A 13,340-nucleotide genomic window follows, 5' to 3' on the forward strand; every position below is an offset into this window, starting at 1 on the left:
CTTCGAACGTAACCTACGGGTGCGTAACCTACGGTACGGTAGGTCCCGTAAGGGAACGTCTAGGTCCGGGAGAGTCATGGCAATCGCCGACATCAAGGAGTACGCCCACCTCACCGAGGCGGACATCGAGGCCCTCGGCCGAGAGCTCGACGCGATCCGCCGGGATGTCGAGGACTCGCGCGGCGAACGCGACGCGAAGTACCTGCGCAACACCATTCGGCTGCAGCGCTCACTCGAGGTCGCAGGCCGGGCCGCACTCTTCGGTAGCCGCAAGCGCCCCCTGTGGCTGCTCGGCGCCGGCCTGCTCGGCACCGCGAAGATCGTCGAGAACATGGAACTCGGCCACAACGTCATGCACGGCCAGTGGGATTGGATGAACGACCCCGAGGTGCACTCGAGCACCTGGGAGTGGGACGTCAACGGCCCGTCCGCGCACTGGAAGCAGACCCACAACTACATCCACCACAAGTACACCAACGTCCTCGGCATGGACGACGACGTGGGATACGGCCTGCTGCGCGTGACGCGCGACCAGCGTTGGAAGCCGTTCAACATGGCGAACGTGCCGTTGAACGTGCTGCTCGCGCTGTTCTTCGAGTGGGGCATCGCCGCGCAGCACCTCGAGCTCGGCAAGGTCGCCAAGGGCCGCGTCGACATGGCGGAGTTCAAGGTCAAGCGCGCCGAGGTGCTGGAGAAGATCGGCAAGCAGGCCCTCAAGGACTACGTGGTGTTCCCGGCGCTGACCGGCAAGGCCTGGAAGAGCACGCTGACCGCGAACTTCACCGCGAACATCATTCGCAACGTGTGGACCAACGCGGTCATCTTCTGCGGGCACTTCCCGGACGGCGCGGAGAAGTTCACGAAGGCGGACATCGACACCGAGACGCACGAGCAGTGGTATCTGCGGCAGATGCTGGGAAGCGCGAACATCAGCGGTGGCCGCGTCATGGACTTCATGACCGGCAACCTGAGCTACCAGATCGAGCACCACATCTTTCCCGACCTGCCGTCGAACCGCTACGCCGAGATCGCGGTGAAGGTGCGGGCCCTGTGTGACAAGTACGACCTGCCGTACACCACCGGTCCGCTGCTGGTGCAGTACGGCAAGTCCTGGCGCACCATCGCGAAGTTGTCGCTGCCGAACAAGTACCTGCGCGACACCGCCGACGACGCACCCGAGACTGCGTCGGAGCGTAAGTGGGGGGGCAGCGCCGCGGTGCTCACGGTGGATCCCGTGACCGGCCGCAGTCGTGGCCTGCGGACCGCGATCCGTGAGGCGAAGAAGCGTCGTGGCCTGCGCGGACTGTTCGCCCGCTGACCAGATTCAGCCGCTCAGGTGAGTGCCCCACCCCCGACGGGTGGGGCACTCACCGTCGCGTCACTTGTCGGTGGACCCGATGATGGACGAGCCGGTGCCGATGATCGTCTTGAAGATGCTCATGATGTCGCCGAGGACGGACGATCCAGCGCCGATGATTGTTTCTACACTCATCTGAACTCCTTGTGTCTTGACGGTGAGATGTCGTGTGAATCTCGAGATGTCTTGACCTGTGAGCTGATTCGAATCAGATCGAGCTCGTACAGTGTAAACACGGGTTGCGAACCGGTGTCGCGCGAATTCGGCAATAGTCCGAATCGTGACCTGACTGCCAGGTACCTACCAGGATTCGTTCGAACCCAGTGCGACAAGTAGCAACCGGATGGCCGCGACCCGTCGCGCCGCCTCGCCTTCGAGCCGGTCGAGGGCACATTCCGGGTCCGCGGGTGGGCCGAGATGGGTGCAGCCGCGCGGGCAGTCCTCGATGGCCGCCGCGAGATCGGTGAACGCACCCATCACGTCGTCCGGCGAGATGTGTGCGAGACCGAACGACCTGATGCCGGGCGTGTCGACCACCCAGCCGCGCGGCAGGTCCGCGGACTGGCCGGGCAGTGCCGGCAGCGGCAGCGCGACCGACTGGGTGGACGTGTGCCTGCCCTTGCCCACCCCCGACACCACGCCGGTGGCCCGAAACGCGTCGGGCACAAGGCGATTGACCAGCGTCGACTTCCCGACACCGGAGTGGCCGATCAGCGCGGTGACGGTGCCGGCCAGGATGGACTGCACGGCGTCGAGGGGGTCGTCCTGGCCGGCGAGCACCACCGGCACGTCCAGGTCGGCGAACGCGGCGGCGAACTCCTGGTGGTCGGCGAGGTCGCCCTTGGTCAGGCAGAGGATCGGCTTCAGCCCGCCGACGTAGGCGGCGACCAGCGCCCGCTCGACGAAGCCGGTGCGCGGCGGCGGGTCGGCGAGGGCGACGACGATCAGCAGCTGCGAGGCGTTGGCGACCACGATCCGCTCGTACGGGTCGGTGTCGTCGGCGGTGCGGCGCAGCACCGTGCTGCGGTCCTCGACCCGCACGATCCGGGCCAGGGTGTCGGTGCGGCCGGAGACGTCGCCCACCACGCCGACCCGGTCGCCGACGACGATCGGGGTGCGGCCCAGTTCGCGGGCCCGCATGGCCACCACCGGGCGGTCCGGGTCGCCGCCCAGCACGCACCCCCATCGGCCGCGGTCCACCGAGACCACCATCGCGGACTCGGCGGTCTTGTGCTCCGGTCGGGTCTTGGTGCGCGGACGCGAGCCCTTGCCCGGGCGCACCCGGACGTCGGACTCGTCGTACCGGCGGGCGGTCAGGAGGGCGCCCCGATCGGGCCGAGCATTGTCTCCCACAGCTTTTCGAAACCGGGCAGCGTCTTGGCGGTGGTCCCGACGTCGTCGATGTCGACGCCCGGCACGACCAGACCGAGGATCGCGCCCGCGGTGGCCATCCGGTGGTCCGCGTAGGAACGCCAGGTGCCGGCATGCAACCGTCGCGGTTCGATCCGCAGGCCGTCCTCGGTCTCGGTGACGGCGCCGCCCAGTCCGTTGATCTCCGCGGAAAGTGCTGCCAGCCGGTCTGTTTCGTGGCCTCGCAGATGCGCGATTCCGCGCAGGGTCGACGGGGAGTCGGCGAGGGCGGCGAGGGCGGCGACGGTCGGGGTCAGCTCGCCGACGTCGTGCAGGTCCACGTCGATGCCCCGCAATGTCGTCGGCCCCGTGACCGTGAGGAGTGAATCATGAAGGGAGACAGTACATCCCATCTCGGTCAGGATTCCCCGGATGGCATCGCCCGGCTGCGTCGTGCTCGACGGCCACAGCGGCACACTCACCGTGCCCGCGGTGACGGCGGCGGCGGAGAGGAAGGGCGTTGCGTTCGACAGGTCGGGCTCGACCACCCAGTCCACCGCGGTCACCGGTCCGGCCCACACCCGCCAGGTGTTCGCCTCCCCGTCGGCGGGCGTCTGCACGCGCACGCCCGCCGCGCGCAGCATCTCCACCGTCATGTCGATGTGCGGCATCGACGGCACCGACGTGCCGTCGTGGTGCACGGTGACGCCGCGCTCGAACCTGGCGGCCGAGAGCAGCAGGCCGGAGACGAACTGGGACGAACCGGAGGCGTCGATGGTCACCTCCCCGCCCGCGACCGCTCCGTGGCCGGTCACGGCGAACGGGAGTCCGTCGCCGTCGATCGACACACCGAGCCCGCGCAGCGCCTCCAAGATGGTCCCGAGGGGCCGCGTGCGGGCCTGTTCGTCGCCGTCGAACGACACCAGTCCGTCGGCGAGCGCGGCGACCGGCGGCAGGAAGCGCATCACGGTGCCCGCGAGTCCGCAGTCCACGGTCGCCGCGCCGAGCGGTCCCGGGGTCACCCGCAGTGTGGTCGGCGAGCCGTCGACCTCGTCGATCCCGACGCCGAGTGCTCGCAGTGCATCGATCATGAGGTCGGTGTCGCGGCTGCGCAGCGCCCCGGTCACCGTGGAGGGTCCCGCGGCGATGGCGGCGAGGATCAGGGCCCGGTTGGTGATCGACTTCGAGCCCGGCAGGGTCACGGTCGCGTGCACGGGCGATTCGGCGAGGGGCGCTCTCCACAGACTCACGCGCACAATGGTCCCATGTGCGGCAGATATGCGACCACGGTGGACCCGGCCCTGTTGGCGGTGGAACTGGACGCGATCGACGAGACGGGCTCCGGTTCGCGCGAGCCGACCGAGAACTACAACGTCGCGCCCACCGACCCGGTGCTGGCCGTGGTGAGCAGGCATTCGCGCGAACACCCCGACGACGCGCCCGCACGCCGGATCCGGCAGATGCGCTGGGGACTGGTACCGCCGTGGACCAAGGCGGGCACACCCGGCCTGCCCGCGAAGGGGGCGCCCCTGTTCAACGCCCGCGCCGACACCGCCGCGACCAAGCCCGCGTTCCGGACCGCGCTGAGGACCAAGCGCGCGCTGGTACCGATGGACGGCTGGTACGAGTGGGTGACCGAGCCGGCCGGGGCAGGGAAGGCGGCGAAGGTCCCGTACTTCATGACCCCGGCCGACGGCTCCCGGCTGTACATGGCGGGGTTGTGGTCGGTGTGGCGGGACAGGGAGTCGGAGGGCACTCCACTGCTCAGCGTCACGATCCTCACCACGGACTCGGTCGGCGAGCTGCAGTCGATCCACGACCGGATGCCGCTGATCCTGACGCCCAGGCACTGGGACCGCTGGCTCGACCCGGACGCGGACGCCCCGGCCGACCTGCTGGCGGAGGTCGCCGCCGAGGTGGCCGCCGGGATCGAGATCCGGCGGGTGTCGGACCGGGTGAACAGCGTCCGCAACGACGGCCCGGACCTGATCGCCCCGGCAGGCCCGGTGGGATCGGCCGTCGGGGAGCAGATCAGCCTGCTGTGACGTTCGCGAGGTCGTAGGCGTCGGCGACGAGTTCGAGCGACCTCAGCCACGCCGCGCGTTCGGTCGCCGACGAGGCCACGATCAGCTCGTCCACACCGGTACGTTCGGCGAACGCGTCGAGATAGTCGCGCACCTGGTCCGGGGTGCCGACGGCGGAGTACTTCATCATCTGCAGCACCTGCCGGCCGGCGGGGGACTCGAGCACCATGTCGGTTTCCTCCGACGTGAACGTCCGGCCGCGGCCGACGAACAGCGCGACTCTCTTGCGTTTGGTCTCGGTGAACAGCCGCTGCGCCTCGTCCTCGGTGTCGGCGGCGATCACGTTGGCGGCCGCGATCACGTACGGCTCGGACAGCTGTGCGGACGGCCGGAACTCGCGGCGGTAGATCGCGATCGCGTCGTGCAGGGCGTTCGGTGCGAAGTGCGAGGCGAACGCGTACGGCAGTCCCAGCATCGCGGCGAGTTTCGCCCCGAACAGCGAGGAACCGAGGATGTACAGCGGGACGTCGGTGCCCTTGCCCGGGGTCGCCTCGATACCGGGGATGCGGGACGGGCCGGTGAGGTAGCCCTGTAGTTCGAGAACGTCCTGCGGGAAGGACTCCGCCGAACTGGGGTCGCGGCGCAGTGCGCGCATCGTCTGCTGGTCGCTGCCGGGCGCGCGACCGAGCCCGAGGTCGATCCGGCCGGGATGCAACTCCGCGAGGGTGCCGAACTGTTCGGCGATGGTGAGCGGGGAGTGGTTAGGCAGCATCACGCCGCCGGAGCCGAGTCGGATGGACTCGGTGTTCGCGGCGACGTGGGCGATCAGCACACTCGTCGCGGATGATGCGATCGACGGCATGTTGTGGTGCTCTGCGTACCAGATCCGTCGGTAGCCCTGCCGTTCCGCGGCCTGTGCCATGGTCACGCTCGCGCGGAAACTGTCGCGGGCGGTCTCGCCTTCGCCGATCTGGGCCAAATCGAGGATGGAGAGGGGGACCGTCACGGTGCACCGGCTTTCGTTCGTCGAGACAAGTTGTTGTGACGTGCAACAGTCGGCAGTCGGAAAGTAATTCCCTGCGCACGGATCTCCGTGCTCAGCCGGCGGTGATCGGCGCGAGCACCGCCGCGGTCAACCGGACCAGGTCGGCCGGGGCCAGGTCGATCTCCAGGCCGCGGCGGCCCGCACTGCACAGCACCCGGTCCCAGTTCGCGGCCGAGGAGTCGATCACTGTCGGCAGCTTCTTGCGCTGACCGAGCGGAGAGATACCGCCGAGGACGTAGCCGGTTGATCGCTGGGCCTCGGCCTGATCGGCCATCACCGCCTTGCCCGCACCGAGGGCCGCCGCGGCCGCCTTGAGGGAGAGCTTCTCCGGGACCGGCAGCACCGCGACCGCCAGCTTGCCGTCGGCGGTCTTGATGACCAGCGTCTTGAGGATCTGCGCGGGATCGAGCCCGAGGCCGGCGGCCAGCGCGTCCACCGCCTCGGTGCCGTAGGAGGCGCTCGAGGGGTCGTGCTCGTAGCTGTGCACGCGGTGCGCGATCCTGCCCTTGACGAGTGCCTGCGTTGCCGGGGTTGCGGAGCCTGCCATGGCACAGACTCTAGATTCGAGGGAACACCGGGCGGCGAAGTGGCGTTGCACCGAGCACGTTGGTCCATCCCCGAAAGGAGTCGTAGGTGTCGGTGCAGTGCCTCGAGCGCCCCGCTGACCGCATCCCCGTCGAACGGGTGGCGGTAGCCTTGATCCCTACGGCGACTGAAGGGATCAGCGTGCCTAACGACCGGCGTGAGCCAGAAGACCAGCAGCCAGCGGAGTCGGCGGCCGAGCTGACCGCGCGCTTCGAGCGCGATGCGCTGCCGATGCTCGACCAGCTGTACGGCGCAGCTCTGCGGATGACCCGCAATCCCGCGGATGCGGAGGACTTGGTCCAGGAGACCTACATCAAGGCCTACTCGGCGTTCCGGTCCTTCAAGGAGGGCACGAACCTCAAGGCCTGGCTGTACCGGATCCTGACCAACACGTACATCAACTCGTACCGCAAGAAGCAGCGTCAGCCCGCGCAGTACCCGACCGACGAGATCACCGACTGGCAGCTCGCTGCGACGGCCGAGCACACCTCGCAGGGTCTGCGGTCGGCCGAGGTCGAGGCCCTCGACGCGCTGCCCGACGACGACATCAAGGCCGCGTTGCAGGAGCTGCCCGAGGAGTTCCGGATGGCGGTGTACTACGCGGACGTCGAGGGCTTCCCGTACAAGGAGATCGCCGAGATCATGGGTACCCCGATCGGCACCGTGATGTCGCGGCTGCACCGCGGCCGCAAGCAGCTACGGGGCCTGCTGGCCGACGTGGCCCGGGAACGGGGATTCAACCGGAGCGCCGCCGCGGCGCCCACCGCTGCGCAGCAGGAGGCCTCCCGGTGAGCGAGCAGAACGAGTTCGAGCAGTTGGACTGCTCCGCGGTGATCGCGGACGTCTGGTTGATGCTCGACAACGAGTGCGACGACGCGACCCGGGCGCGGCTCAAGCGGCACATCGAGGACTGCGGTTCCTGCTTCGAGGCCTACGGCATCGAGGAGAAGGTCAAGTCGCTGGTCAGTCGAAAGTGCGGCGGCGAGCACGCGCCGGACGGACTGCGCGAGCGGCTCAAGATCCAGCTGCGCAGCACCACGATCATCACGAGGATCGAGTCGGAGTAGAAGACCCACGTACGACGAGGGCCGGGACACCCTGTGGTGTCCCGGCCCTCGTGTGTTGCTATTTACGGCGCGTCAGCTGTTGGGACGCTTGCCGTGGTTGGCCTTGTTGCCCTTGCGGCTGCGCTTCTTGCGACCACGCTTACCCATGGTTGTCTCCTTCCCTCAGATCTCGCTCGGGGACATTCTTCCATGTGTGGTTGGCTGTACTTCCATTGGCAGGTCAACACAAGCGAGGTGCTCGATGGCAGAAGACGTGCGTGCCGAGATGGTTTCCACCGTCTTCCAGGTGATTGTCGCCGAAGGTGACGAGGTCAAGGAGGGTGACACCCTGGTCATCCTGGAGTCGATGAAGATGGAGATTCCGGTCCTGGCCGAGGTGCCCGGCACGGTGACCTCGGTCGGCGTCACGGTCGGTGACGTCATCCAGCAGGGTGACCTGATCGCCGTCATCTCCTGACCCGCAGGCACTGAACTCATGTCCACCCTGAGCGATCTGCTGGCCGAGTACACCGACCTGCCCGGTGACGCCGTCGACCATCTGCAGCGGGTGGTCGGGGAGTGGCAGTTGCTCGCGGACCTGTCCTTCGCGGACGTGCTGCTGTGGGTGAGCGCGGACGTCGGCCGGCTCGACATCGGCGGCCCCGGCGACCTGGTGTGCGTCGCCCAGTGCAGACCGACCACCGCGCCGACCGCCTTCGCCGAGGACGCCGTCGGCTGGGTGGCCTCGGACGTCGAGCATCCGCACGTGCGGCAGGCCATGGCCGAATGGCGGATCGTGCGGGTGCCGGACGGACCACCCGGTGACGGCACACCGGTCCGACGTGAGGCGATCCCGGTCCGGTGCGCCGGCGAGGTGATCGCGGTGCTCAGCCGGGACACCAACCCGACTCAGAAGCGGCAGTCGAGTCCCCTCGAAGTTGCCTACCTCGACTGCGCGGGCGAGTTGTGCCAGATGATCAGCGAAGGGACCTTCCCGACGCCGGAGGAGCACAGCGAGATCCTCTCCAGCCCCCGGGCGGGCGACGGCTTCATCCGGCTCGACTCGGACGGCACCGTCGTCTACGCCAGCCCGAATGCGCTGTCGGCGTATCACCGGATGGGGCTGACCACCACCACGCTCAAGGGGCGCGATCTCTCCTCGGTGACCCGGACGCTGGTCACCGATCCGTTCGACGCGCAGGACGTCGCGAACGACATCCGGACAGCGCTCGCGGGCAAGGCGGGCAAGCGGGTGGAGGTCGAGGCACGCGGGGCGATCGTGCTCTTGCGCACGCTGGTGTTGCGGCCGGGGGGCCAGCCCTCCGGTGCGGTGGTGCTGATCCGCGACGTCACCGAGGTCAAGCGGCGGGACCGAGCGCTGCTGAGCAAGGACGCGACGATCCGGGAGATCCACCACCGGGTGAAGAACAACCTGCAGACGGTGGCCGCGCTGCTGCGCCTGCAGGCGCGGCGAACGGGCAACGACGAGGCGCGGCAGGCGCTGAGCGAGTCGGTGCGGCGAGTCACCTCGATCGCATTGGTGCACGACATCCTGTCGATGTCCGTGGACGAGGAGGTCAACCTCGACGAGGTGGTCGACCGGTTGGTGCCGATCATGGCCGACGTCGCGGTGGTCAACAGCAGCGTCCAGATCCGGCGCGAGGGCAGCCTCGGGGTGTTTCCCGCCGAACGGGCGACTCCGTTGGTGATGGTGCTGACGGAGCTGGTGCAGAACGCCATCGAGCACGGTTTCGAGCCGGGTGCCCCCGGCACGGTGACACTGCAGGCACGGCGCTCGGCCCGGTGGCTCGACGTGGTGATCCACGACGACGGGAACGGACTGCCCCCCGGATTCAGCCTCGAGCGCTCGGATCGACTGGGTCTGCAGATCGTGCGGACGCTGGTCTCCGCGGAGTTGGGTGGCTCGCTGGGCCTGCATCCGGGCCCGGACGGTGGCACCGACGCGGCGCTGCGGGTGCCGTTGGGTCGCCGACGCCCCTGAGACGACAAAGGCCCGGCACCAAAAGGTGCCGGGCCCATTCGTATGCTGGGCGGTGACTAGACCGCGCTGCGGGCGCGAGTGCGCGCGTTGCGGCGCTTGAGCGCGCGACGCTCGTCCTCGCTCATGCCGCCCCACACGCCTGCGTCCTGTCCGGACTCGAGTGCCCAGGACAGGCAGTCGGCGGTGACGGGGCAGCGGTTGCAGACCAGCTTGGCGTCCGCGATCTGCGCAATGGCCGGACCGCTGTTGCCCACGGGGAAGAACAACTCCGGGTCTTCGTCCCGACAGATTGCCTTGTGGCGCCAGTCCATCCTTCTGCTCCTTTACCGGGTGCGAGTCGCACCGTTTCGTATCGCGTCATTCATGCGCGTTCAGTTGATTGTTTCCGCGCTGTTGCTTGTGAATGCTTTCACGAACGCGCAGGAAGTCAATAGAAATTGGCCCGTCCGTGGGGTAACTCACTTTGACGGTCACCCCGATGTGGTCTGCATTACTTTGTACCCCGACTCGGGTGGTTTTGCAGTATGAGCGTAGACTTTTTCCGAACTTTCTCCGTGGGGTGCGGAGCGGTCATGCTCTGCTCGGGGCGATCACGGTCAGTGCGTCGGGCACCGACACGAACTCCACCTCGCTGCGCATGCCGATGTAGTCGCCGTCCATCTGCAGGCCGATCGGCACCCGGGACCGGATTCGTACCCGTGGCACGTCGTCCATGCGAAAAAGCTTGCGCGACTTGGGTTGTGAGCCAGGGGTGAGCAGTTGGCGGACTACCCGCAGACTCGGCGTGACTGCCATCGTCCTCATCGCGAACACCCCGAGTCCGCTGTCGAACGTGGTCTCCGGATTGACCCGGACCGGCCGCTCGTCCAGATACGTCCACGGACTCGAGTTGGACACGAAGGCATAGTGCACGCCCTCGACCGGATCGTGACCGGGAACCTCGATGGTGAGCGCAGGCTCGAGGGACTTGTTGCGGAAGAAGGTTCGGATCGCGGTGCGGACGTACCGGGCGGGCGTCGCCGCATGGCCGTTGCTGCGGCTCGCGTCGATGGCCTCGCACACCTGCGCGTCCAGTCCCAGCCCCGCGTTGAAAGTGAACCAGCGGCCGTCGCAGTGCCCGAGTCCGACGCGGCGGCGCTCGCGCAGGGTCAGCAGTTCGATCAGTTGGTTGGTCGCGACCACCGGGTCCGGGTTGATGCCGAGCGAGCGGGCGAACACGTTCGCCGAGCCGCCGGGCACGACCGCGACGGGCGGGATCGGCCCGATGGTGACCCCGCGCATCGACCCGGGTTCGGGGGCGCCGAGCAGGCCGTTGACGATCTCGTTCACCGTGCCGTCGCCGCCGTGCACGATGATCAGCCCGACGCCCTCCAGTGCGGCCCGGCGGGCCACTTCGGCGGCGTGGCCGCGGTGCGTGGTCTGCACCACCCGGACCTGCACCTGGCTCGACAGTGCGTGCGCGAGCAGGTCGCGGGCCGCCGGGGTCGTGGAGGTGGCATTGGGGTTGACGATCAGCAGCGCGCGCACGGGGCATCAGCCTAGCCGGGTCGCGGCGTTCTATAGGCTGGCGCAGTGTCCGAGCCCTCCGCACCGTCCACCCCGCCCACCACAGTCCGAGCGGCGGGTGCGTTGGTCGCCCTCGAGGGCGCCGTCGCCCTCGTCGTCGCGGTGGTCCTGGTGATCCGCGGCCTCCTCGGCCACGACCAGAGTGCGGCCAGTGGCTACGGCACGGCGGGCTGGCTGGTGATTCTCGGTGGCGCGGTGCTCGCTGCCGGCGTCGCGCTGTTCGTGGGCAAGAGGTGGGGACGGGCGATCGCAGTGGTCGCGCAGTTGCTGCTGCTCCCGTTCGTGTGGTCGTTGTTGACCGATTCGCACCAACCCGCACTCGGGATCGCGTTCGGCGTCGTCGTGGTGCCGGCACTGGTGCTGCTCTTCAGTGCCCCGACGTCGCGATGGATGGCCCAGGAGTACGGCGAGGTCGAGGACTAGGCGCCGAGCCGGGCCAGTGCGTCGCCGGACAGTCGGTAGGTGGTCCACTCGTCCTGCGCGTTCGCGTCGAGCGACTCGTAGAACGCGATCGACGGGGCGTTCCAGTCCAGTACCGACCAGCTCAGTCGGGAGTACCCCTTGGAGGTGCACTCGCGTGCCAGCGCGGTCAGCAGCGCCTTGCCGTGGCCACCGCCGCGGAACTCCGGCTTGACGTACAGGTCCTCGAGGTAGATCCCGTGGACCCCGTCCCAGGTCGAGAAATTGAGAAACCACAGCGCTGTCCCGACTACCTCGCCGTCCTGCTCGGCGACGTGGCCGAACACCGACGGGTGATCGCCGAACAGCGCGGTCGCCATCTGCGTCACGGTGACCGTGCACTCGTGGCGGGCCTTCTCGTACTCGGCGAGTTCGTACACGAGGCCGGTGACGGCGGCGACGTCGTCGGGGGTGACCCGTCGGATCATGGGTTCCTTCTTTCGTTGGGCGACTTCACTACTGGACGTTCAGCGTGACGATCTGGTGGGTGCCGTGCTCGAAGCCGAGCACGGACACGCTGCCGGGGGAGACGGCGAACCGCCTGCCCTCGTGCACGGGCAGGCCGGCCCAGCGGGCGAGCAGCGCACGCGAGAAGTGCCCGTGCCCGACCAGGACGACGTCCCGCTCGTCCAGACGCGATTCGGCGATCGCGAGCACCATGTCGGCCCGGGCCTGCACGGACTCCGCGCTCTCCCCGCCGGGACACGGGTGGGTGAACACAGTCCACCCGGGGACGCGCTCGCGGATCTCGGGGGTCGTCAGCCCCTCGTAGTCGCCGTAGTCCCACTCCGCCAGCGCGTCCCACCGCACGGCGGTCAGTCCCGCCAGTTCGGCCGTGCGGGTCCCACGCAGGCGAGGGCTGGTCAGCACCACGGGATCGCGCAGGGCCAGAGAGGCGACCTGCGCACCGGCCGCCCGGGCCTGCTGCTCGCCGTTCGCGGTCAGTGGTACGTCGGTGTGGCTGGTGTGCCTGCCGGTACGCGCCCATTCGGTCTCGCCGTGCCGAAGCAGCACGATTCGGGCATCAGCGGTGGTCACCGTTCCATCATGGCAGCACCCGGGGGCGGCCAGTACTCGCCATGGCGGCCGAAGTACGCAAAGATCACTGCCGTGACAACTGTTCTCGCTGTGGCGAATCAAAAGGGTGGGGTCGCCAAGACCACGACGGTGGCCTCGCTCGCGGCCGCGCTCTCCGGACTGGGGCGCAAGGTGCTGGTGGTGGACCTGGATCCGCAGGGCTGCCTGACGTTCTCACTGGGCCACAATCCGGACCGGTTGGAATCCTCGGTGCACGAGGTGCTGACCGGCCAGGTTCCGATGCGCGAGGTGATCCTCGAGACGGACGAGGGCATCTCGCTGGTCCCGGCGACCATCGATCTCGCGGGCGCCGAGGCGGTGCTGTTGATGAGGCCCGGCCGCGAGTTCAGCCTCAAACGCGCGCTGGCCACTCTCGACAACGACTTCGACGTCGTGCTGATCGACTGCCCGCCCTCGCTCGGAGTGCTCACCCTCAACGGACTCACCGCCGCGGACGCAGTGCTGGTGCCGCTGCAGTGCGAGACGCTCGCGCACCGCGGCGTCGGGCAGCTGCTGCGGACCGTCTCCGAGGTCCGGGACATCACCAACCCGGACCTGCGCCTGCTCGGCGCGCTGCCGACGCTCTACGACGCACGCACCACGCACAGCCGGGACGTGCTCGCCGACGTCGCAGACCGCTACGACCTGCCGGTGCTCGCGCCCGCGATCCCGCGCACGGTGCGCTTCGCGGAGGCCAGTGCCTCGGGGTCGACGGTGCTCGCCGGCCGGCGCAGCAAGGGTGGGCAGGCCTACCGCGAACTCGCGGAAAACCTGGTGGCGCACTGGGATTCGGATGCCGAACTGAAGACGTTCAGTACGAGCTGAACGC

At 68.6% G+C, this 13,340-nt stretch carries 17 protein-coding genes; 8 read left to right on the forward strand and 9 right to left on the reverse strand.

Annotated elements, in window-relative coordinates; all coding sequences use genetic code 11:
- Nucleotides 1–76: 76 nt before the first annotated feature.
- Entirely contained in the window at nt 77–1,318 is a 1,242-nt protein-coding gene (locus FK531_RS19620; protein ID WP_142102358.1) for a fatty acid desaturase family protein, read from the forward strand.
- A 339-nt stretch (nt 1,319–1,657) separates the two neighbouring features.
- Here FK531_RS19620 and rsgA read toward each other — a convergent pair whose 3' ends face one another.
- Nucleotides 1,658–2,710 carry a ribosome small subunit-dependent GTPase A gene (gene rsgA, locus FK531_RS19625; RefSeq protein WP_142102360.1) on the reverse strand — a complete coding sequence of 351 codons (1,053 nt, stop codon included), beginning with the start codon at nt 2,708–2,710 and terminating at the stop codon, nt 1,658–1,660.
- Nucleotides 2,671–3,966, reverse strand: a complete 1,296-nt coding sequence (aroA, locus tag FK531_RS19630) for a 3-phosphoshikimate 1-carboxyvinyltransferase (protein ID WP_435531079.1) — start codon at nt 3,964–3,966, stop codon at nt 2,671–2,673. The genes rsgA and aroA overlap by 40 nt, the downstream gene beginning before the upstream one ends.
- Nucleotides 3,967–3,972: 6 nt before the next feature.
- Between aroA and FK531_RS19635 the strand changes: the two genes are divergently transcribed.
- The gene (locus FK531_RS19635; RefSeq protein ID WP_181763039.1) at nt 3,973–4,752 is read left to right on the forward strand and encodes an SOS response-associated peptidase; all 780 of its coding nucleotides are present in this window, start codon (nt 3,973–3,975) and stop codon (nt 4,750–4,752) included.
- Here the strand turns inward: FK531_RS19635 and FK531_RS19640 are convergent.
- Nucleotides 4,739–5,737, reverse strand: coding sequence for an LLM class flavin-dependent oxidoreductase (locus FK531_RS19640; RefSeq protein WP_142102366.1), 999 nt, complete (start codon nt 5,735–5,737; stop codon nt 4,739–4,741). The genes FK531_RS19635 and FK531_RS19640 overlap by 14 nt on opposite strands.
- 91 nt (nt 5,738–5,828) lie before the next feature.
- Nucleotides 5,829–6,323 (reverse strand): Cys-tRNA(Pro) deacylase, encoded by a 495-nt coding sequence (gene ybaK / locus FK531_RS19645; RefSeq protein WP_142102369.1) that lies wholly within the window; start codon nt 6,321–6,323, stop codon nt 5,829–5,831.
- Between the two features lie 122 nt (nt 6,324–6,445).
- Here ybaK and FK531_RS19650 point away from each other — a divergent pair, with 122 nt between their 5' ends.
- Nucleotides 6,446–7,153 carry a sigma-70 family RNA polymerase sigma factor gene (locus FK531_RS19650; protein ID WP_142102514.1) on the forward strand — a complete coding sequence of 236 codons (708 nt, stop codon included), beginning with the start codon at nt 6,446–6,448 and terminating at the stop codon, nt 7,151–7,153.
- A complete protein-coding gene (gene rsrA, locus FK531_RS19655) occupies nt 7,150–7,428 on the forward strand; it encodes a mycothiol system anti-sigma-R factor (protein WP_142102371.1) in 279 nt (92 codons plus the stop codon). Before FK531_RS19650 ends, rsrA begins: the two co-directional genes overlap by 4 nt.
- Before the next feature lie 72 nt (nt 7,429–7,500).
- Here rsrA and FK531_RS23080 read toward each other — a convergent pair whose 3' ends face one another.
- Nucleotides 7,501–7,575, reverse strand: a complete 75-nt coding sequence (locus tag FK531_RS23080; RefSeq protein WP_115967926.1) for a 50S ribosomal protein bL37 — start codon at nt 7,573–7,575, stop codon at nt 7,501–7,503.
- Nucleotides 7,576–7,669: 94 nt separating this feature from the next.
- Between FK531_RS23080 and FK531_RS19660 the strand changes: the two genes are divergently transcribed.
- The gene (locus tag FK531_RS19660) at nt 7,670–7,885 is read left to right on the forward strand and encodes a biotin/lipoyl-binding carrier protein (protein WP_142102373.1); all 216 of its coding nucleotides are present in this window, start codon (nt 7,670–7,672) and stop codon (nt 7,883–7,885) included.
- A gap of 18 nt (nt 7,886–7,903) precedes the next feature.
- Complete coding sequence (locus tag FK531_RS19665; protein WP_142102375.1) at nt 7,904–9,409, forward strand: sensor histidine kinase; 1,506 nt, start codon at nt 7,904–7,906, stop codon at nt 9,407–9,409.
- Between the two features lie 56 nt (nt 9,410–9,465).
- Here FK531_RS19665 and FK531_RS19670 read toward each other — a convergent pair whose 3' ends face one another.
- Nucleotides 9,466–9,720, reverse strand: a complete 255-nt coding sequence (locus FK531_RS19670; protein ID WP_007537924.1) for a WhiB family transcriptional regulator — start codon at nt 9,718–9,720, stop codon at nt 9,466–9,468.
- A gap of 259 nt (nt 9,721–9,979) precedes the next feature.
- Nucleotides 9,980–10,936 carry a diacylglycerol/lipid kinase family protein gene (locus FK531_RS19675; RefSeq protein WP_142102376.1) on the reverse strand — a complete coding sequence of 319 codons (957 nt, stop codon included), beginning with the start codon at nt 10,934–10,936 and terminating at the stop codon, nt 9,980–9,982.
- A gap of 45 nt (nt 10,937–10,981) precedes the next feature.
- Between FK531_RS19675 and FK531_RS19680 the strand changes: the two genes are divergently transcribed.
- Entirely contained in the window at nt 10,982–11,398 is a 417-nt protein-coding gene (locus FK531_RS19680) for a hypothetical protein (protein ID WP_142102378.1), read from the forward strand.
- Here the strand turns inward: FK531_RS19680 and FK531_RS19685 are convergent.
- Nucleotides 11,395–11,862, reverse strand: a complete 468-nt coding sequence (locus tag FK531_RS19685; RefSeq protein ID WP_142102380.1) for a GNAT family N-acetyltransferase — start codon at nt 11,860–11,862, stop codon at nt 11,395–11,397. The two genes, FK531_RS19680 and FK531_RS19685, sit on opposite strands and share 4 nt — an antisense overlap.
- Before the next feature lie 28 nt (nt 11,863–11,890).
- Nucleotides 11,891–12,472 carry an acid phosphatase gene (locus FK531_RS19690; RefSeq protein ID WP_142102382.1) on the reverse strand — a complete coding sequence of 194 codons (582 nt, stop codon included), beginning with the start codon at nt 12,470–12,472 and terminating at the stop codon, nt 11,891–11,893.
- A 72-nt stretch (nt 12,473–12,544) separates the two neighbouring features.
- On the opposite strand from FK531_RS19690, the gene FK531_RS19695 reads away from it, so the two are divergent.
- Nucleotides 12,545–13,336 (forward strand): ParA family protein, encoded by a 792-nt coding sequence (locus FK531_RS19695; RefSeq protein ID WP_142102516.1) that lies wholly within the window; start codon nt 12,545–12,547, stop codon nt 13,334–13,336.
- The last annotated feature ends 4 nt before the right edge of the window (nt 13,337–13,340 follow it).

The organism is Rhodococcus spelaei, from assembly GCF_006704125.1.
In the GTDB taxonomy this organism is placed as follows: Bacteria; Actinomycetota; Actinomycetes; order Mycobacteriales; family Mycobacteriaceae; genus Rhodococcus_G; species Rhodococcus_G spelaei.